Below are 19,026 nucleotides of genomic sequence, written 5' to 3'. Positions count from 1 at the left end.
CATGTGAGCGGAAAGGTTTAACTACGAAAGGTTGAGATGTTATGTCAGATCAATTTAACAGCCGCCAGGAACGGCGAAAAGCCCAGCAGGGCAATAGCAGGTCTAATACTCATTCTAAACCCAAGAAAAAGAAAAAAGCAGGATTGTTTAAGAAAATTCTTTTATCCATTTTAATCATTGGTGTTATCGGCTTGATTGCCGGGGGCGTCACTTTTGCGGTGATGGTAGCGGACTCGCCGTCCCTTGATGACGCAAAACTGAAAACACCGTACTCTTCCACCGTCTATGACAAAAACGGAAAAGAAATCGCCGAAATTGGTTCAGAAAAGCGGACGTACGTGTCGATTAAAGACATCCCTGATTCCGTCAAAAACGCATTTCTTGCAACGGAAGACGCGCGTTTCTATGACCACCACGGCGTCGACCCGATCCGGATCGGAGGAGCGCTTCTGGCAAACTTCGAAGGCGGATTCGGTTCTGAAGGCGGAAGTACGATCACACAGCAGGTCGTCAAAAACTCACTTCTGTCACATGAAAAAACGCTGAAACGGAAAGTCCAGGAAGTCTGGCTGTCGTTCCAGCTCGAAAGAAAATATTCAAAAGACGAAATTCTGGAAATGTATTTAAACCGGATTTACTTCTCGCCGCAAGCCTATGGTGTCGGAAAAGCGGCTGAACAGTTCTACGGGGTGACAGATCTAAACGACTTAACGGTCGAGCAGGCCGCAACGCTTGCCGGCATGCCGCAAAGCCCGAATAACTACAACCCGATTAAACATCCGGAAAAAGCCGAGAAACGGCGCAATGTCGTGCTGAGTCTGATGAATAAACACGGCTTTATCTCTGACGCAGAGTACAACAAAGCGAAAAAAGTAGCCGTCACAAAAGGCCTTGTCTCTCCGAAGGAGTACGCAAAAACAACGTCCAACAAATACAGTGCGTTTATCGAGCAGGCCGTCGCCGAAGTGAAAGAAAAAGCGAACGTCACTCCGGGAACGGACGGACTGAAGATTTACACGACGATTGATACAGACGCACAGGATTATGTGGATGAGCTGATGGACGGCGATTCGATCCAGTATACCGAAAAAATGCAGGCCGGCCTCACCTTGCTTGATACGAAGACCGGAGAAATCCGCGCACTCGGCGGCGGACGCGACCGGAAAGCAGGCGACTTTAACTATGCAGTAGATACGAAACGTCAACCTGGTTCAACGATTAAGCCAATCCTTGACTACGGCCCAGTCATTGAGAACAAGAAATGGTCGACGTATGAACAGATTAACGATGAAGCATACACGTATTCAACCGGAGATCCGATTAACAACTATGACAGAAGACACAGGGGCTGGATATCGATGAGAGAGGCACTTGTCGATTCTCGGAACGTTCCAGCTTTAAAAGCGTTCCAGGCAGCCGGAAAAGACAATATTGTAAAATTCGCAGGCAACCTTGGTCTTAACATAAATTCAGATGATTTAGTGGAAGCTTACGCAATCGGCGGCTTCGGAAACGGTGTGTCGCCTCTGCAAATGGCCGGAGCGTACAGCGCATTCGGCAACAACGGCTACTACAATGAGCCTCATACTGTTACAGCGGTGGAATTCAATGACGGCACAAAGCTTGATTTGACGCCTGAATCAAAGGCAGCCATGAGCGATTATACCGCATTTATGATAACGGATATGCTGAAAAGCGCTGTTCAGCGAGGAACAGGAACAGCCGCCCAAGTCAATGGCGTTACTGTAGCAGGTAAAACGGGTACGACGAACTTTACCGAGGACGACATTAGAAAACACGGCATAAGTCGAAATGGAGCGAGGGATTCATGGTTCGTCGGCTATACGCCGCAATATACGGCAGCGGTCTGGACCGGTAAAGAAGGCTTTAATTCGCTGAGCGCGAACGAACAGCAAGTCGCCAAACTTCTGTTCAAAAAACTGATTGCCAAGGTGGACAACGGCAGCGGCTCATTTGAAAAGCCTGACAGCGTCGTTGAAGCGACCGTTCTAAAAGGCTCGAACCCGCCGGTGCTCGCCAGCAGCAACACGCCTAGCGATAAAAAAGTCACTGAGTACTTTGTAAAAGGCACACAGCCGACGACTGTTTCGAAAAAATATGAGGAAAAAGAAGATGCCGACAAGCCGACCGGTTTGAGCGCAGAATATGAAGAAGCATCAAAGAGCATCAAGCTTTCATGGTCATATTCCGGAGACGGTGATGTATCCTTTAAAGTCAAACAGTCTGTTGACGGAGGCGGATACAGCGAAATTCAAAACAGCAGTGCGAAAGAAGCTGTCATACCGAATGCAAAAGAAGGATCCGTCTACAAATTCCAAGTCACGGCCGTTACTGAAGATGGCGAAAGCGACCCTGCTTCTGTGACGCTTAAAGTCAACGCGGCTGAAGATGATGAGTCAAAAGCGGACGATGAAAAGAAAGACGAGGATGACGAGAAGAAGCAGGATGCTGATGATGATCAGGACAAAGACAAACAAAATAACGGCAACTCTAATCAGCCGGATGATCAAAATTCAGGCAATCCAGATCAAAACAATCAAAATCCGGGAAATACAGACGGCAGAAAAGATGATGACGCCGATGATCAAAACAAAGATCAGAATAAAGACAAAAACAAAAACCCGGATCAAGACAGCAACACAGATGATCAACAAACAAATTCCAATGGTCAATCAACCGGAACCCATTAATCTAAAAAGCCACTCACAGTTTAGTGAGTGGCTTTTTTATGATTGATGGTAACATATTTATAAAATTGCTTTTTCATTTCCGTAAACAATTCGTCAAGCTGAATAAAACAATGATACTGCGTTGGTTTCTGGAGGATAAACTCGAGGCGTTCCGTCCAGTTCATCGGCTTAGCTCCAAAATCCTTACGGGTGATAGCCTCCCAGTTGAGACTTGTGACAGGCTCCCCCATCGTCCAGTGGAGGCTTGCGATCAAGCAGCACACCCCGTTCAGCATATCATCCTGGCTGCACCTTGACTTTCTCGTTTTAAAGACGGGCAGAAGCTTTTCTTTTGTACGCTCCCAAGCCGCAAACAGAAGCGGAACCCATTCTTCCGCATGCTCCCACGGCTTGTCCTCTTCTATGTCCAGAAAAAAATCGCAGCAGAGCGGATTTTCCAAAAGAACGTCAAGCTTTTCGCCGGATTCCGGTCTTCTCTTACGCAGCGTTTTTTCGTATTCGTCCAACAGAGAAACGCTTGTCACGGCAGCTTCACCAGCCCTTTTTTATATCGTTTTTGCCCTTCCCTGCACAGAGAAAACAACGGGCATTCTTCACATTTCGGCCTTTGCGCCTTGCAGTGATAGCGTCCGAAAAAGATCAGGCGGTGATGAGTAACGGACCACTCTGATTCAGGCACTTTTTTCATCAGCGTCTTTTCGACTTCCGTGACCGAATCCTTCCATCTGCAAATGCCGAGCCTTTTTGAGACCCTTTCCACGTGGGTGTCGACGGCAATGGCGGGAACACCGAATGCAACCGAAACGACGACATTGGCGGTTTTTCTCCCGACGCCCGGAAGTTTCACCAGCTCATCCCGGTCTTTCGGCACTTCACCGCCGTATTCTTCCAGCAGCATTTTGCAGAGCTTTTGAATATTTTTTGCTTTATTCCGGTATAAGCCGATCGATTTGATGTCCTGCTGCAGCTCTTCAAGCGGAACAGCAAGATAATCTTCAGGCTTTTTATATTTTTTGAAAAGCGTTTTCGTCACTTTATTGACAAGCGCATCTGTGCATTGGGCCGATAAAGCGACGGCGATGACAAGTTCAAACGGATTGTCATGGACTAATTCGCATTCAGCATCCGGAAACATTTCACCGATTGTTTCTAAACAAAACTCGATCTGTTTTTTTGTCAGCATGTCTTCACCTTTCACTTTATTGTTCAAGCCAATTGTAAAAAGGAACCTGTCTTGTATACTCCTTTTGCTCACTCTGCCGCGGTGCGGTCTTCCGCCTGAATCTTTGGCTGTAGTTTGCGGCTTGTTCGACTGTTGAAATGCCGTTTTTCTTCCACTCAAACAAAATCCGGTCAATGTAGCGGAAATTGAGTTTTCCTGATATGACGGCTTCTTTGAGAGCTTGTTTGATCAGCTGTGCATCGTGATGATCCTGGTCAAGCCAGATGCTGAGCGTCTCGCATTCAAGCGGAGACAGCGGCCGCGCAAATTCCTCTTCAAAGATCGTATAAAGGCTCTTCTCTTCGCCTTCATTCTGTTCAGCGAGTTTCTTCTGCTCGTCCATTTCAAGATGCTCAAACAGCTTGCCCCAGAGAGGTTCGAGCGAATACTTTTCAAACTTAATGCCGTTCTGGTCTTCGCATTCTTCTATATAGATGAAGCCTTTTTGAATGAACATTCTCAGCATGTTCATACATTGTTCGGTTTCAATCGACATCGTCTTGCTTAATTCCTCCGGCGTCGGAAAAAATGAACCTCTTTCAACATGCATTTTAATGTTTAAGAGCAGCATGAATTCTGTCTCATTTAAGCCAAGCTCCCGATAGTTCAAAAAAAGCAGATTCGGAATGGTGACAGATCCCATCTCCTGCATCTTAATAAAGTGCTGTTTTTTCATTCGATACACCTCTTACCTTCCAGTATATCATGGATGACTGTGAAAAAGTCTCCTGCAATCAGGAGACTTTTTTCTTAAGGATATAAGCGATTTAATAGTCTTGGGAACGGAATCGTTTCGCGGACGTGCGGAGAACCGCAGATCCAGGCAACCGTCCGTTCGAGTCCGAGTCCGAATCCTGAATGCGGAACTGAGCCGTATTTTCTCAGCTCTGCATACCATTGATAAGCATCCGATTCTAAACCATGCTCTTTCAGGCGCGCTTCGAGAAGCTCAAGATCATGGATCCGTTCAGATCCGCCGATAATCTCACCGTAGCCTTCAGGCGCAATCAAGTCAGCGCACAGTACGACATCGTCCCTGTCAGGTGCAGGCTGCATATAAAACGGCTTTAATGATGTCGGATAGTGTGTAATAAATACCGGTTTGTCATAGCTTTCGGCAATCGCCGTTTCGTGAGGAGCGCCGAAGTCATCGCCCCATTCAATATCGTCAAAGCCTTTCTCTTTTAAGAACTGAATCGCTTCATCATACGTGATTCTTGGAAAAGGCGCTTTGATAAGCTCCAGTTTGGAAGTGTCTCTGCCGAGCGTATTCAGTTCAATTTTGCAGTTTTCAAGCACGCTTTGAATGATGAAAGAGACATAGTTCTCTTGAACTTCAAGGTTTTCATTGAATTCGACAAACGCCATTTCCGGTTCGATCATCCAGAATTCAATCAGATGGCGCTTCGTTTTTGATTTCTCAGCTCTGAAAGTCGGCCCGAATGAAAAGACTTTTCCTAAAGCCATTGCAGCTGCTTCCATGTAAAGCTGGCCGCTTTGCGAAAGGTAGGCATCTTCGTCAAAATACTTTGTCGCAAAAAGCTCTGTCGTTCCTTCAGGTGCGCTTCCCGTCAAAATCGGAGGATCGACTTTAACAAAGCCTTCCTTATTGAAAAATTCGTATGTAGCGCGAATGATTTCATTGCGGATTTTCATCGTTGCATGCTGCCGTTTTGATCGGAGCCACAAATGTCTGTGATCCATCAAAAATTCTGTTCCGTGTTCTTTTGGCGTAATCGGATAATCTGTCGCTTCATGGATGACTTCAAGCGATGTGACTGCAAGCTCGTAGCCGAGTGGCGAACGCTCGTCTTTTTTGACGACGCCTTTTACATATAAAGATGTTTCCTGTGTGACAGATTTAGCGGCTTGAAATGTTTCTTCGTCCACTTCCGCTTTGACGACGACTCCTTGGATAAAGCCTGTCCCGTCTCTAAGCTGCAAAAACGCAATTTTGCCGCTTGAGCGTTTGTTGGCGATCCAAGCGCCGATTGTTACTTCTTCACCAACATGCTTGTACACTTGGTTTATTGTTGTTTTCACTATCGTTTCCCTCCAAAACACGAAAGAATTCGGTCAAGCCCTCATTCTTTCTGACGTCCATAACGTATATTATACCTTTTTTGATTCGATCAGGTCAATGCAGCTTGCGTGCATGCAAAAAGCGTCCAGCTGCGGACGCTTTCTGCTTCTAGCGGCTGCGATTCACGACAAAGCGGCGAATCCGTGCGACCGCTTCTTCCAAAAGTGACAGGGATGTCGCATACGACAGACGGATGTTGTCCGGTGCGCCGAACCCTGAACCGGGAACGATCGCAACTTTTTCTTCTTCCAAAAGCGCTTCGGCGAATTCATCAACGCTTGAAAAGCCGCACGATTCTGCCGCTTTTTTTGCATTCGGGAACAAGTAGAAGGCCCCTTCAGGCTTCAGGCATGTCAATCCCGGAATGTCAACAAGCAGTTCATACACCTTGTTCAGCCGGTCTTCAAAAGCTTTTCTCATCTCTTCAACAGGCTCGTTTGGTCCATTGTAAGCGGCAATGGCTCCGTATTGTGCGACAGATGTCGGATTTGACGTGCTGTGGCTGGCAAGGTTCGTCATCGCTTTAATGATCGGTTCGCTGCCTGCCGCATACCCGATTCTCCAGCCGGTCATGCTGTGTGACTTGGAAACCCCGTTGATGATTACGGTTTGATTTTTAAGTTCTGGAGAAAGCTGTGCGATGGATACATGTTTTTTTCCGCCGTAAATCAGCTTTTCATATATTTCATCAGATACGATTAGAATGTTGCGGCGAAGGCATACTTCACCGAGCGCTTTCAGCTCTTCTTCCGTATACATCATGCCTGTCGGATTGCTTGGGGAATTGATGATCACAGCCTTCGTTTTTTCCGTGACGGCTTTTTCAAGCTGCTCCGGAGAAATTTTGAAGCTGTTTTCCTCAAGGCCTTCCACAAATACCGGTTTGCCGCCTGCAAGCTTGACTTGTTCAGGATAGCTGACCCAGTACGGAGTCGGAATAATCACTTCGTCCCCTTCGTCGAGGAGCACTTGAAATAGGGTGTAAAGAGCATGCTTTGCACCTGTGCACACGATAACTTCAGATTGGCGGTACTCGATTCCCTGATCGCGCTTGAATTTTTCGCGGATGCTGTCTTTCAGCGCCGCAAGACCTCCGGAAGGCGTGTATTTGGTATGTCCTTCATTCATCGAACGGACAGCCGCCTCAATGATGTGCTCAGGCGTATTAAAATCCGGTTCACCCGCCCCAAGACCGATGACGTCGTGCCCTGCCGCTTTTAAATCTTTTGCTTTTGCAGTGATTGCCAGTGTTGCAGATGGTGTTAACGCTGATACTCTTTTAGCTAGATTCAACTCGATTTCCCCCTGTTTCGTCTAAGGCGTAATATTTTTGTGAATTTTTCCGTTTATAAAGTCCACATAGCTTAAACTGTACTGCCCATCTTTATTTAAGTATGTAACTTCCCACAATAGAACATTGCCTTCCCTTGCAAGGTGCACCTCTTTAAGCTCAGACACAAGGCCTTCATCCTGAACCGCTTTTGAAGCCTGGCGGCCGGTAATGCCGTCTGCCGCTTTTTTGTAAATCGTTTTCTGCTTTTTGTCAGCAGGCACCCAAACATACATTTTGCCGCCTTTTTTGTCCGTCCCTGTGACAATGTACTGCTTTTCTTTGCCGACAAACGTCTCCACGCTGTCAACTTGTTTTAAGCCTGCTTCCTGCTTGGCTGTTTCGGCAGCCTGCTCGTGGCCGCTTTCTTTCTGATCCATAGCCGTACGGTAGACATTCGCTCCCGCAAGAAGTGCTGTTAAAAAGATAATACCAAATATCAGTATGAAAATTAATGTTTTTTTGCCCATTTTCTGCTCCTAAGTACGATAAATCGTAAAAATGGCCTGTTTTTGATCTTCTTCATCGAGAGCGAGGCCGAACATGAGATCATCGCGTTTGAGCGTGCGGTTCAAAAGGTCGACGATTTTATACAGGTCTTCTGAATGCTCGACGCTTACGGTAGATAAAATTTCGATTTTGTTTTCCATTTTTCAAATACCTCCGAACGAAACAATAATTGTAATTCATACTCTCTGTGCCTAAAGCCATACTAGTTGTTACAACGGGATAACCGTTTAAATAAACAGCCTAAAAAATAAAACCTTAATCCACACCATTTAAGAGCCGCTTTATGCGGCTTTTAGCCGTTTTTCCCGGCTATGTACGCTTCAAGCTCAAGGAATGTAGGCTCCATGACTTTTGCAGGGGGCAGAGCCTTCATAAACACCGTACCGTAGGAAGAGGTTCGGATGCGGCGGTCGAGAATCACGACCGTTCCGCTGTCTTTCTCCGAGCGAAGCAGTCTGCCGATGCCCTGCCTGAATGCCAGGACAGCTTCCGGCAGAGATACCGCTTGAAACGGGCTTTCTCCCCTTCTCTTTGCCCGGTCACACTTGGCTGATTCAACGGGGTGGTCTGGCGGCCTGAACGGCAGCCTTGCGATGACCAGCGTCGTCAGCTCGTCACCCGGAAAGTCAACGCCCTCCCAAAAATGGTTCGTTCCGAGAAGAACCGCATGGGGATACGATCTAAACAATTTCATAACCTTGACGGGGCTTCCGCCGGAAATCCCCTGTGCAAGGAGCTGACAAGGAAAATCTTCCTCTTGTTTTATTGCATGGTAGACATCTCGCAGCATATCATGAGACGTAAACAGGACGAGCACTTTGGCGTTTTTCTGTTTTGCAAGCGCCTTGACGAAACGCGTGACATCTCGAATATAGTCTTCAGGATCGTTTTGAATCGGGCTGACATCCGTCGGAATCATGATGTTCATATGCTTATCATAAGAAAAAGGCGCCTCGATTTGCAAGGTCCTCGGATAGAAATCGCTTAAACCGAGCTTTTTGATCATATAGTCAAATGAGTTCTCGACGACAAGCGTCCCCGATGTGAGCACAACACTTTTTTTCTCGGTGAAAAACCGGTCGGCCAGAATTTCGCTTGTATCAAGCGGCTGAGCGTAAATGGCCGCGGCGTTTTTTGCGCCCTTCGCGTCAATTTCAATCCAGACGACCTCTTCTTCGACAGGGTCAAACATCAAGCGGGCGAGCGTCTTTCGATATTCTTCAAGGTCGTCCATGCATGAATCGTATTCCTCTAACAAAAACACCTGGCGGCTGGTGAAGGAAGCCTGTTTTTCAGCGAGGCTTTTCTTTTGATCCGAAAACAGCCGGTGCATGTCATACAGCAAGGAACACAGTCTTCTCGCGCTTTCTTCAAGTCTGTTCCATGCCCTGCTTTCACCGATTTCGCCGATCTTATATAAGAGACGGTTGAGATCGTTTCTTGGTTTCCTCCGCTTGACAAAAGAATGAACAGCCGTAAAGAACAGATCGCTTTCTTCAAGAAGCTGAGCGAGCCATTCGTCCATTTGGAAAAAAGATTCTGGTGAAATGCCTGCTGACCGGTAGAGGCGTTCGGCTTTTTTTAAAATCCCCCTTTGTTTGAGGGTGCCGAGCCGCATCAACCTTTTATGGAGAAAGACATAGTCTGCTCTTGCCCCATACTGCTCGCCCGCTGCGCGTTCAAAGTGATGGGCTTCATCAATAACAAACGTATCGGCATCACCGGTATGAATTCGCTGATTGGCTTCGTCAGTCAACAGAAGCGCATGATTGGTAATGATCATATCAGCCTTCTGCGCCCGCGCTTTGGCTCTCTCATAAAAACACAGTTTCCTTAGGGTGCTGTTTTCTGCATATGAATGCGAATCATATGCCAGTCTGTCCCACAGAAGCTTTCCGCCTGACGGAAGATTAATTTCCGATAAATCGCCCGTTTCTGTATCTGTCAGCCAGACGAGAATTTGCGCTTTTGCAAGGACGCTATCATAATTGTCATCATCTTCCTGTAAAATATGCTTGAACTTGCGAATGGATAAATAATGAGAGCGGCCCTTTAAAACCGCGGCTTTGACCGGGAAAGGAAAAATCTTTTCCAAAAGCGGGATATCACGGTTGATCATCTGTTGCTGAAGCAATGTCGTATATGTGCTGATCACGACCGGCTTGCCTGTTTGCTTGGCGCGGATTGCAGCCGGCACGAGATATCCGAGCGTTTTTCCGATTCCAGTGGCAGCTTCGATCAGAGCATGCTCATGATTTTGAAAAGCGGTCCAGACCTCCCGCATCATTTTCGTCTGTCCTTCTCTCTTGTCAAACCGGTCGTTCAATGAAGAAAGCCCGCCGTCTTTTTCCCAAATAAGCGGCTCTGTCTGCGGGTCCCGGCTCTTATGACCGGCCTCTTCATCCTCGTCTTCAGGGGTCCTGATCACAAAGGAACCAACCTTCATAAAGCCGGCATCAAGTTCGGCATCGGCACCTTTTTCAGCGATCAAGCCGTCAAAAAGCTCCTGCGCGTCACTGATCAAATGCCAGGATAGACGTCTGATTGATTTCAAAACCGGAATCGGCAGCCTTTTCAGTCTGTCCATCATATGTAAAAAGATCAAAGCGGTCACTTCTGCATCGCTGTCAGCCCTGTGCGGGTTTTCATGGCGAATCTGAAGCTCTTCGCTCAGCTCAGTCAATTTATAGCCGTCAAAACCCGGAAAAACGATTCTCGAAAGCTCCACCGTATCGAGAACGCTGCATTCAAGCTCGCCAAAACCGGCCTGCTGCAGCTCATACTTTACAAAAGCAAGATCAAAATGAATGTTATGAGCGATAAAACAGCTGTCTTGAAGCAGCTCAAAAATATCTTCGGCAATCGCCGAAAATGGCTCTTCATTTTCAACCATTTCATTCGAAATTCCCGTCAGCTGCTCGATAAAAGCGGGAATCGGCTGATTGGGATTCACATATTTGGAGAAACGTTCGGTCATTTGTCCATTTTCAATCACAACCGCTGCAATTTGAATGATTCTGTCGCCTTTTTTCGGCGAATTCCCTGTCGTTTCCACATCAATGACCACATATCGTTGATTGTTCATTCAATGGACACCTCAATTTCGATACCTTCGACAAAAGTGTAACACGTTTTAGAAAGATGCGGGGAAAAAGCTTCGCCTTCTACTCTTTCTAAACGATATGAAAGCCCCCTAAAGGCAAGGGGGCTACAGAATGGTACGGGCGGGCTCCTGACCCAGCATTTCCTCGATTTCGTTTCTCTCGTTCAAAACGGCAACCTTCGGCTTATGGGTCTTTGCTTCCTCTTCAGACATCATGGCATAAGAAACGATGATGACGACATCTCCCACTTGAACAAGGCGGGCGGCAGCTCCGTTTAAACAAACGACGCCGCTCCCCCTTTCACCGGGAATGATGTACGTTTCCAGCCGGGCCCCGTTATTATTATTCACAATTTGCACTTTTTCATTTGCCATCATTCCGACGGCATCCAGCAAATCTTCATCAATTGTCACGCTGCCGACGTAGTTCAAATTGGCTTCCGTCACTCTTGCTCTGTGAAGTTTTGCGCTCATTAACGTACGGTACATCATAAATCCTCCTTTTGATCTGCCGGGATATCGACGATGATATTATCAATTAAGCGGGCTTTGGAAAACTGAACGGCAACCGCTATGATGACTTTTCCAGTCAATGGCTCCCTGATCTCCAGATCGGGATATGAATAAATATCCGCATAATCGATGACACCGCTCGTTTTTTCAAGAATGCTCCGAACCTCTCGCTTAACAGCTTCCGCATCCCTCTCTCCATCGCGGATCAGCTCGGCGCCGCGCTGAAGGGCTTGATAGAGAGCGGGTGCTTCCTGCCGTTCTTCTGCTCGCAGGTTGACATTTCTTGAGCTTTTGGCAAGCCCGTCTTCTTCCCGTTTTGTTTCAACCGGGATCAGCTCAATATCCATGAAAAAGTCGTTGATCAGCCCGTCGACAACGGCAACCTGCTGCGCATCTTTCATGCCAAAATAAACCCTTGTCGGAAAGGTGAGATTGAACAGCTTTGTGAGCACTGTTGCGACACCGTCGAAATGACCTTCCCTTGAACGGCCGCAAAGGACGTCCGTCCGCTTTTTCACGCTTGCGGTAACCGTCGGCTCCTGACCGTACATTTCTTCAGGCTCAGGAGTGAACAAGATGTCCACTCCTCCGTCAGCCGCAAGCTGCCGGTCCCTTTCGATATCTCTCGGGTACGCTTCATAGTCTTCACCCGGACCGAACTGCATAGGATTGACAAAAATGCTCATCACGACAATATCATTGTCTTTTCGCGCTTTTTCCACGAGCGACATATGGCCTTCATGAAGGAAGCCCATTGTCGGCACAAAACCGATCGTTTTGCCTTCTTTGCGATAATTTTTCGTTACATTTTGTATATCTTTTGCTGTATGGATCTGAATCATGCTTATTTCCCTCCGTATAATCCTTCAAGAACTTGCTGATCGATACGGAATGAATGAGCATCTTCAGGAAACACGCGGCTTCTGACATCCTCAACATATCCCCGAAGCGCTTGTTCAAGCGGCTGATCGATTTGCACATACTGTTTTACAAATTTAGGCGTCCGGCTTACTCCGTGTCCGACAACATCGTGGTAAACGAGAACTTGTCCGTCTGTACCAGGGCCTGCTCCAATGCCGATGACAGGAATCGTGAGCTCCTTTGAAATCTGTTCAGCGAGCGCTGCCGGGACGCATTCGAGAACGAGCGCAATTGCGCCTGCTTCTTCACAGCGCCTGCTGTCTTCAATCAGCTTGCGGGCGCTTTCTTCATCTTTCCCCTGAACTTTATAGCCTCCCAAGACACCGACGGATTGAGGAGTCAAGCCTAAGTGGCTGACAACAGGTATTCCGCCGCGTGTTAAAGCCGTGATCGTCTCAAATACACCGTCGCCGCCTTCAAGCTTCAAAGCATCGGCTCCGCTTTCCTGAACGATCGCCGCGGCATTATTCAGAGCGCTTTCCAAAGAGCAGTGATAAGACATAAACGGCATATCCGTCACCACAAACGTATCTTTTGCCCCGCGTTTTACGGCTTTTGTATGGTGGATCATATCAGCGACCGTCACAGATACGGTCGAATCAAGGCCGAGCACAACCATGCCGAGCGAATCGCCGACAAGAATCATATCGACGCCGGCCTGTTCGGCAAGCTTTGCCGCCGGGTAATCGTAGGCCGTCAGCATGACGATCGGCTCTCCCTCTTGTTTCATTTTTAGAAAATCAATCTTTGTCTTCATGTTTTCTCCTCCTCTTTTTCAGAGGAGATGAGCTGCCGTGCTTGCATGAGCATCTTTTCGGACAGCAAAAAAACCTTCCGGCAAGAAGAAGGATTTCGAATCGTCCGTGTTCGGCAAGAATCATCCCTCTGTCCCAGTCCTTTTTGGATCAAGGCAGACTGTTTTTTATCAGTTGCATGTTTTCCAGGTGCAGTTCCTACAGGATACTGCCCATCCGAAGTATACCAAAAACGCATGGATCCTTCCAACTATGACGGATTTATATCGATATCGGCGGAGTATATTTTTTTGATGCCGTCACTCGTTTCCAGGATCAAGACGCCTTCTTCGTCTATTCCCAGCGCTTTGCCGTGAAACGTTCCGTTCAGCGTCCTGGCCGTCAATTCACGGTTCAGGCTCAAAGCGTAGCTCTCCCATAAAAGCTTGATCGGTTCGAAACCGTAGGCGAGATAGTCTTCATACCTTTTTTCAAATGCCGCCATTATCGTTTGAATCAAAGCGGCTCTGTCGATTTTTTCACCGCTTGCGAGACGAAGGCTTGTCGCTGTTTCTTTTAATTCTTCCGGAAAGTCGCCAGCAAGCTGATTGACGTTGATCCCCATTCCGACGATGACAGAATGGACCTGATCGGCTTCCGCCTGCAGTTCGGTTAAGATCCCGACGACTTTTTTGCGGTTGATCAAAATATCGTTCGGCCATTTGATTTCAGCTGCGATGCCGGTTTGCTCTTCGACTGCCTGAACGATCGCGACTGCGGCTAAAAGCGTCAGCTGCGGCGTTTTTTGCACGGGCATTTCAGGTCTTAAAATGATGCTCATCCAAATGCCGTTTCCTTCTGGGGAATGCCATGCTCTCGCCATTCTTCCCCTTCCTTCGGTCTGCTTGTCGGCAACGATGATCGTTCCTTCCGGCGCACCGTTGTTTGCTAGCTCATGGGCGATTTTTTGAGTTGATGAGACGACATCCTGAAAATGGATGGTCTGTCCCATTTTTTTCGTTTTTAACCCGAGCCTGATTTCATCTTCGGTGATTTTGTCAGGTTTTTTTATCATTTTATAGCCGAGCTTTCGGACCGCTTCAAGTTCATATCCCGATTTTCTCAGATCTTCGATATGCTTCCAAACGGCGGTCCTTGAGCATCCGAGCTCTTCGCTGATTTTCTGGCCTGAAATGAATTCGCCGTCGGCCTCTGTAAACAATTGAATGAGTTTCTTTCTTAAATTTGACTGCATGAATCCAGCCACTCCTCTATGGCTTTTTTTTGATTGGCAAGCTCCCCGTTTAACACGGCCCGCTCAATCCGTTTCAAATCATCGGACACCCATTTCCCGGCCGGCTTCTTTCTGAAATTCAACAAATCGCTTCCAGACACCGCCAGGTCTTTCAGGCTTTTAATCGGAAGCGCGCGGTACGACTGTCTGATTTCAGCCAGCCGCTTTTCATCGATTGCCTGCTTGTCCCTTAAGCTGCGGATGGCGGAAGCGGACAGCAGCGTCTCTTCCCCCGCCTCATACATCGAGACGGCATCCCATTTTTGATCGATTCGTTCAGCCGTCAGGAGCGCCTGTTTTATGACTTTCCCCGGAAGCTTCCACCCTTTTAAAAACCGGTGAGCCTCAGCGGAATCGAGTGATATCATGTGAATGAAAGCCGCCCATATATCCGCTCTTTTTTGAAGTTGGTAAAAAGGAAAAGCACGGGCAGCCAGAACGCGCTCCTTTTTGCCGTCCAGCCCCGGAAGCTCCTTGTAAAGCCCTGTTTCAGCCGCCGCTTCCAAAGCCCTGTCCGCCGCTTTTCCTTTTAAAAGCTTTTCGAATTCAACCGTTTTCCGCTCTGTAGAAATATGAGCCAAGAGCAGACGGTTTTCGCAAATCGCTTTTTTTGTATTTGGAGAAAGCTCAAACTCGAGCTGACTCATAAAACGGAGCGCCCGCAGCATGCGTAGCGCATCTTCGTGAAAACGCTCCGCCGGGTCGCCGACCGTTTGAATCAATTTTTCCCGTATGTCGCGGAGTCCGCCGAAATAGTCGATCAGTCTCCCCTGTTCATCCATCGCCATAGCATTAATCGTCAAGTCCCGCCTCTTCAGGTCTTCTTTCAGCGATTTGATAAACTGAACGCCGCTCGGCCTTCTGTAATCCTCGTACTCAAGCTCTGCACGAAAGGTCGTCACCTCATAGGATTCTCCTTCAAAAAGGACGATGATGGTTCCGTGTTCCTTTCCGACATCAACGGTTTTCGGAAAAATGGCTTCAATTTCTTCCGGGGATGCATCTGTAGCGATGTCAATATCACCGATATCCCGGTTCATTTGGGCATCCCTGACAGATCCGCCTACAAAGTAGGCTTGCCGGCCGTGTTTTTTCAGCTCACGAAGGAGAGGAAGAGCCTTCAAAAAGAGATCCTCCATTTTCACACTCCCCGTCTGTTAATTGTTGATAAATTTCTTCATATTGCGCGATGATTTTACTGGAAGAAAAGCGCTCCTTGATGCTTTCTAGCGCCGCTTCCGCAAACTGGCGCTGCAGGCTTTCATCAGTCAGCAAATGGAGCGCTTTACGAGCTGCGCCTTCAATATCTCCTACATCGACCAAGTAACCGGATTTACCGTTTTTGATCACCTCGGGAATCCCTCCGATATTGGTGCCGATGCACGGAACGCCGCAGGCCATCGCCTCCAGCAGCACTAAACCGAAGCTTTCCTTCTCGGACAAAAGCAGCTTTAAATCGCTGATGGCATAAAGCTCTTCTACGCTGTCCTGTTTGCCCAGGAAAAGAACATCATCTTTTAGTCCGAGCTGTCTGACAAGCTGGCAGATCACGGTCATCTCCGGCCCGTCGCCGACGAGAATCAGCTTCGACTTCATTCGTTTGACAATGCGGCTGAAGACATGGATGACGTCCTGCACGCGCTTCACCTGTCTGAAATTGGATACGTGGATGATCACTTTTTCATCAGGGGCAATGCCGTACTGCTCTTTCAGCGAATGATGCTCCTGCTTTTTTAAATACACGCGCTCATCCACAAAATTATAGATCGTTTCAATTTTTTTGTTCGGTTTGATCAAATCGTACGTTTGCGCGGCAAGAGCTGAAGAAACCGCTGTTACGCGGTCAGATGACTCGATCGCAAACTTGATCAGATCTTTTAAAGACGGATCATAGCCGAGAACGGTTATATCTGTGCCGTGCAGCGTTGTGACCGTTTTAATGTTTCCGTTCAGCATTTGCTTCGCTAAAAAAGCGGAAATCGCGTGAGGCACCGCGTAGTGGGCATGCAGAACATCAAGCTGTTCCCGCTTCGCCACCTCCGCCATTTTGCTGGCCAAAGCCAAATCATACGGCGGGTGCTTAAACACGGCATATTGATTGACTTCGACTTCGTGAAAATAGATGTTGGAATACACTTTATTGAGCCTGTACGGAACACTTGATGTAATAAAATGAATTTCATGTCCTTTTTCCGCAAGGAGCTTGCCGAGCTCGGTAGCGATAATTCCTGATCCTCCGACACTCGGATAACATGTGATTCCGATTTTTAACTGTTTCATCATCCGCCCCCAAATAAATCGTTGTTTAACAGAAGAGTCCGCTTTGAAAAAAACCCTTCCGCGTATGCGACGCCGACCTCTTTTCCCAAAAGCTTTTCCCTTGCTTCGACCGTTTCAATATATCCGTTCGTCAGCGGTGTTTCAACCGACTGCCGGGAACGGGTGAACTGGCTCTGATAAGCAGCAAGGCTTTCCTTTTTTTGATTGATCGTTTCGGAAATGTCGATGACAAATTCGGGTTTGTGAAAACCGTTGATCATATAGTAGTACACGTTTTGGACTTTATGGGCCGGCTGTTTTTCTGCATCTTCGTATTTATGTATTCCAGCGGAAAAGACCGCTTCTTCGACGATTTCCGCTGCGTGCCCGTGATCGGGATGCCGGTCCTTCGGATAAGGGACAAAGACAAGCTTCGGCTTATGTTTTCGAATGACGGCAACCGCTTCCCTGATCGCCTCCTGGCTGGGAAACAGCCCCCTGTCCGGCAGCGTGAGGGAAATCCGCGCGCTGGCGCCGAGAATGTCGGCCGCCTGCGCCGCTTCGCTTTTTCTCGTTTCGACTGTTCCGTTTGAAGACAGTTCAGCCTGGGTTAAATCGCAGATGCCAATTTGAAAGCCTTTTTTAGTATATTTGGCAATGGTTCCTCCCATGCCGATTTCTACATCATCGCTGTGCGCGCCGAAAGCCAGTATATCAAGCATCTCGATCCCCGCCGTGGACAATGTTTCTGAATTCAAACGCGCCTTCCTCGACAGATCGGATCAAGATTTCCGCCGTTCCCATATTGGTGGCGAGCGGAATGGCATAAACGTCAGACAAGCGGATAAGAGCTGACACATCAGGTTCGTGCGGCTGGGCCGTCAGCGGGTCTCTCAGAAAAATCACAAGGTCGATGTCATTTTTCGCGATTAAAGCACCGATCTGCTGGTCTCCGCCAAGCGGTCCCGATTGAAAACGCACGACGGGCAGCCCTGTCGCTTCGGTGATTTTTAAACCGGTCGTCCCTGTCGCAAACAGCTCGTGCTTTTTTAAAATATCTTTATAAGCGGTCGTCAGCTGAATCATGTCCTGTTTTTTTCGGTCATGGGCAATTAAGGCGATTTTCAAAGCGATTTCCCCCTTCTTGTTACTCTATGATATTTTCAAGGCCGTAGACAAGCTGATCGATTTTCATCACTTGTTCAACAGCCAGTTTCACACCAGACATAAAAGATGCGCGGTTGTATGAATCATGACGGATTTTCAAGGTTTGGCCGTCTCCGCCGAACATCACTTCCTGATGGGCGATCAATCCCGGCAGACGAACGCTGTGGAGACGGATTCCGTTTTGATCGGCTCCTCTTGCTCCCGGCAGAATTTCTTTTTCATCCGGATGCCCCTGCATTTTCGCTTCGCGAACAGCCGAAATCATTTCCGCCGTTTTCAAGGCCGTTCCGCTTGGTGCGTCAAGCTTTTGATCATGGTGCTGTTCAATGATTTCGACATCGGTAAAATAGTTGGCAGCCATTTGCGAAAACTTCATCATCAACACGGCTCCGAGCGCGAAGTTTGGCGCGATGATGGCTCCGATCCCCTTCTCGTCGGTCAGTTCCATAAGCTCGTTCAAGTCACTCTCAGAAAATCCTGTCGTTCCCACAACAGGACGGACGCCGTGCTCCAGCGCGATTTTTGTATGTAGCTTGCCGATTTCCGGCGTTGTCAAATCAATCAGAACGTCCGGAGCCGTTTCTGAAAAGCATTCGGTAATATCAGTGTAAATGACGGCTTCTGAACTTGATATCATCACGTCTGACAGCTTTTCACGGTTATATGTACGGTCGATTGCACCGACAAGCTCAAAATGTGCGGTATCTTCAACAAGTTTGACCGCTTCGCTTCCCATTCTTCCGCGCGGTCCTGCTATTGCGATTTTAATGGTCTCCTTTTGCATCTTGATTCTCCTCTACTTTCCTTCTTCTTTTCTTGTCCAGCGGTCTTTGTCACGGGTGTTGAACTTCTCCATGACCATATCATGCGCTTCATCCAATGATATATGAAGCGAATTCGCAAGACAAACTAAAACGAACAATACGTCGCCGATTTCTTCATCGATCTTTTTTTCCGATTCGGTTTTTTTCTTCGGTTTTTCACCGTAATGATGGTTGATTTCCCTCGCCAGTTCGCCAAGCTCTTCCGTCAGCCTGGCCAGCATGGCAAGCGGACTGAAATAGCCTTCTTTAAACTGGCCGATATATTCGTCAACCTCACGCTGTATATCTTTCATCGTTTTTTCTTTCGTCATGCTGACAAAACCTCCTGTCATCTCTTACATGTTAGCGAATTCAA

General features: G+C 47.7%; 19 protein-coding genes. 1 reads left to right on the top strand and 18 read right to left on the bottom strand.

The window, feature by feature from the left end; translation table 11 throughout:
* Positions 1–41 precede the first annotated feature (41 nt).
* Positions 42–2,711: a PBP1A family penicillin-binding protein gene (locus tag M1D90_RS10025; protein ID WP_456283415.1), complete on the top strand. Its 2,670-nt coding sequence runs from the start codon at positions 42–44 to the stop codon at positions 2,709–2,711.
* A gap of 20 nt (positions 2,712–2,731) precedes the next feature.
* Here M1D90_RS10025 and M1D90_RS10020 read toward each other — a convergent pair whose 3' ends face one another.
* The 18 genes from M1D90_RS10020 to M1D90_RS09935 all read right to left on the bottom strand — a co-directional run bounded on the left by M1D90_RS10020 (position 2,732) and on the right by M1D90_RS09935 (position 18,982).
* A complete protein-coding gene (locus M1D90_RS10020; protein WP_075213147.1) occupies positions 2,732–3,235 on the bottom strand; it encodes a YpoC family protein in 504 nt (167 codons plus the stop codon).
* Positions 3,232–3,894, bottom strand: a complete 663-nt coding sequence (nth, locus tag M1D90_RS10015; RefSeq protein ID WP_023857420.1) for an endonuclease III — start codon at positions 3,892–3,894, stop codon at positions 3,232–3,234. The genes M1D90_RS10020 and nth overlap by 4 nt, the downstream gene beginning before the upstream one ends.
* A gap of 16 nt (positions 3,895–3,910) precedes the next feature.
* Positions 3,911–4,609 (bottom strand): DnaD domain-containing protein, encoded by a 699-nt coding sequence (locus M1D90_RS10010; RefSeq protein WP_023857421.1) that lies wholly within the window; start codon positions 4,607–4,609, stop codon positions 3,911–3,913.
* Between the two features lie 74 nt (positions 4,610–4,683).
* Positions 4,684–5,976 carry an asparagine--tRNA ligase gene (gene asnS, locus M1D90_RS10005; RefSeq protein WP_026579395.1) on the bottom strand — a complete coding sequence of 431 codons (1,293 nt, stop codon included), beginning with the start codon at positions 5,974–5,976 and terminating at the stop codon, positions 4,684–4,686.
* A gap of 148 nt (positions 5,977–6,124) precedes the next feature.
* The gene (locus tag M1D90_RS10000; RefSeq protein WP_023857423.1) at positions 6,125–7,309 is read right to left on the bottom strand and encodes a pyridoxal phosphate-dependent aminotransferase; all 1,185 of its coding nucleotides are present in this window, start codon (positions 7,307–7,309) and stop codon (positions 6,125–6,127) included.
* Positions 7,310–7,330: 21 nt separating this feature from the next.
* Positions 7,331–7,816 carry a cell wall elongation/penicillin-binding protein regulator TseB gene (tseB, locus tag M1D90_RS09995; RefSeq protein WP_020451926.1) on the bottom strand — a complete coding sequence of 162 codons (486 nt, stop codon included), beginning with the start codon at positions 7,814–7,816 and terminating at the stop codon, positions 7,331–7,333.
* 9 nt (positions 7,817–7,825) lie between these two features.
* A complete protein-coding gene (locus M1D90_RS09990) occupies positions 7,826–7,996 on the bottom strand; it encodes a YpmA family protein (protein WP_003182913.1) in 171 nt (56 codons plus the stop codon).
* Positions 7,997–8,148: 152 nt separating this feature from the next.
* On the bottom strand, positions 8,149–10,941 hold the full coding sequence (gene dinG, locus M1D90_RS09985; RefSeq protein WP_456283413.1) for an ATP-dependent DNA helicase DinG: 2,793 nt from the start codon (positions 10,939–10,941) through the stop codon (positions 8,149–8,151).
* A gap of 123 nt (positions 10,942–11,064) precedes the next feature.
* Entirely contained in the window at positions 11,065–11,448 is a 384-nt protein-coding gene (gene panD, locus M1D90_RS09980) for an aspartate 1-decarboxylase (RefSeq protein ID WP_003182918.1), read from the bottom strand.
* Complete coding sequence (panC, locus tag M1D90_RS09975) at positions 11,448–12,314, bottom strand: pantoate--beta-alanine ligase (protein WP_095291607.1); 867 nt, start codon at positions 12,312–12,314, stop codon at positions 11,448–11,450. Before panC ends, panD begins: the two co-directional genes overlap by 1 nt.
* A gap of 2 nt (positions 12,315–12,316) precedes the next feature.
* Complete coding sequence (gene panB, locus M1D90_RS09970; RefSeq protein ID WP_020451930.1) at positions 12,317–13,150, bottom strand: 3-methyl-2-oxobutanoate hydroxymethyltransferase; 834 nt, start codon at positions 13,148–13,150, stop codon at positions 12,317–12,319.
* Positions 13,151–13,398: 248 nt separating this feature from the next.
* Positions 13,399–14,382 (bottom strand): bifunctional biotin--[acetyl-CoA-carboxylase] synthetase/biotin operon repressor, encoded by a 984-nt coding sequence (locus tag M1D90_RS09965; RefSeq protein ID WP_023857428.1) that lies wholly within the window; start codon positions 14,380–14,382, stop codon positions 13,399–13,401.
* Positions 14,367–15,560, bottom strand: coding sequence for a CCA tRNA nucleotidyltransferase (locus M1D90_RS09960; protein WP_050820864.1), 1,194 nt, complete (start codon positions 15,558–15,560; stop codon positions 14,367–14,369). The genes M1D90_RS09965 and M1D90_RS09960 overlap by 16 nt, the downstream gene beginning before the upstream one ends.
* Complete coding sequence (gene bshA / locus M1D90_RS09955; protein ID WP_095291605.1) at positions 15,520–16,701, bottom strand: N-acetyl-alpha-D-glucosaminyl L-malate synthase BshA; 1,182 nt, start codon at positions 16,699–16,701, stop codon at positions 15,520–15,522. Before bshA ends, M1D90_RS09960 begins: the two co-directional genes overlap by 41 nt.
* Positions 16,701–17,402 carry a bacillithiol biosynthesis deacetylase BshB1 gene (gene bshB1, locus M1D90_RS09950; protein ID WP_020451935.1) on the bottom strand — a complete coding sequence of 234 codons (702 nt, stop codon included), beginning with the start codon at positions 17,400–17,402 and terminating at the stop codon, positions 16,701–16,703. The genes bshA and bshB1 overlap by 1 nt, the downstream gene beginning before the upstream one ends.
* Positions 17,395–17,808 (bottom strand): methylglyoxal synthase, encoded by a 414-nt coding sequence (gene mgsA, locus M1D90_RS09945; protein WP_020451936.1) that lies wholly within the window; start codon positions 17,806–17,808, stop codon positions 17,395–17,397. Before mgsA ends, bshB1 begins: the two co-directional genes overlap by 8 nt.
* A gap of 19 nt (positions 17,809–17,827) precedes the next feature.
* Positions 17,828–18,631 (bottom strand): 4-hydroxy-tetrahydrodipicolinate reductase, encoded by an 804-nt coding sequence (dapB, locus tag M1D90_RS09940; protein WP_020451937.1) that lies wholly within the window; start codon positions 18,629–18,631, stop codon positions 17,828–17,830.
* Positions 18,632–18,643: 12 nt separating this feature from the next.
* The gene (locus M1D90_RS09935) at positions 18,644–18,982 is read right to left on the bottom strand and encodes a nucleotide pyrophosphohydrolase (RefSeq protein ID WP_146874480.1); all 339 of its coding nucleotides are present in this window, start codon (positions 18,980–18,982) and stop codon (positions 18,644–18,646) included.
* Positions 18,983–19,026 lie beyond the last annotated feature (44 nt).

Source organism: Bacillus sp. JZ34 (assembly GCF_053903205.1).
The sequence above is the reverse complement of the archived record's forward strand: the minus strand, read 5'-3'. Positions and strand labels throughout refer to the sequence as shown.

Excerpts from the sequence above, each read along its gene's own strand:
- M1D90_RS10025 (WP_456283415.1), top strand. The coding sequence starts at position 42 with ATGTCAGATCAATTTAACAGCCGCCAGGAACGGCGAAAAGCCCAGCAG.
- nth (WP_023857420.1), bottom strand. The coding sequence starts at position 3,894 with ATGCTGACAAAAAAACAGATCGAGTTTTGTTTAGAAACAATCGGTGAA.
- M1D90_RS10010 (WP_023857421.1), bottom strand. The coding sequence starts at position 4,609 with ATGAAAAAACAGCACTTTATTAAGATGCAGGAGATGGGATCTGTCACC.
- tseB (WP_020451926.1), bottom strand. The coding sequence starts at position 7,816 with ATGGGCAAAAAAACATTAATTTTCATACTGATATTTGGTATTATCTTT.
- M1D90_RS09990 (WP_003182913.1), bottom strand. The coding sequence starts at position 7,996 with ATGGAAAACAAAATCGAAATTTTATCTACCGTAAGCGTCGAGCATTCA.
- dinG (WP_456283413.1), bottom strand. The coding sequence starts at position 10,941 with ATGAACAATCAACGATATGTGGTCATTGATGTGGAAACGACAGGGAAT.
- panD (WP_003182918.1), bottom strand. The coding sequence starts at position 11,448 with ATGTACCGTACGTTAATGAGCGCAAAACTTCACAGAGCAAGAGTGACG.
- panC (WP_095291607.1), bottom strand. The coding sequence starts at position 12,314 with ATGATTCAGATCCATACAGCAAAAGATATACAAAATGTAACGAAAAAT.
- panB (WP_020451930.1), bottom strand. The coding sequence starts at position 13,150 with ATGAAGACAAAGATTGATTTTCTAAAAATGAAACAAGAGGGAGAGCCG.
- M1D90_RS09965 (WP_023857428.1), bottom strand. The coding sequence starts at position 14,382 with ATGCAGTCAAATTTAAGAAAGAAACTCATTCAATTGTTTACAGAGGCC.
- M1D90_RS09960 (WP_050820864.1), bottom strand. The coding sequence starts at position 15,560 with ATGGAGGATCTCTTTTTGAAGGCTCTTCCTCTCCTTCGTGAGCTGAAA.
- bshA (WP_095291605.1), bottom strand. The coding sequence starts at position 16,701 with ATGAAACAGTTAAAAATCGGAATCACATGTTATCCGAGTGTCGGAGGA.
- bshB1 (WP_020451935.1), bottom strand. The coding sequence starts at position 17,402 with ATGCTTGATATACTGGCTTTCGGCGCGCACAGCGATGATGTAGAAATC.
- dapB (WP_020451937.1), bottom strand. The coding sequence starts at position 18,631 with ATGCAAAAGGAGACCATTAAAATCGCAATAGCAGGACCGCGCGGAAGA.
- M1D90_RS09935 (WP_146874480.1), bottom strand. The coding sequence starts at position 18,982 with ATGACGAAAGAAAAAACGATGAAAGATATACAGCGTGAGGTTGACGAA.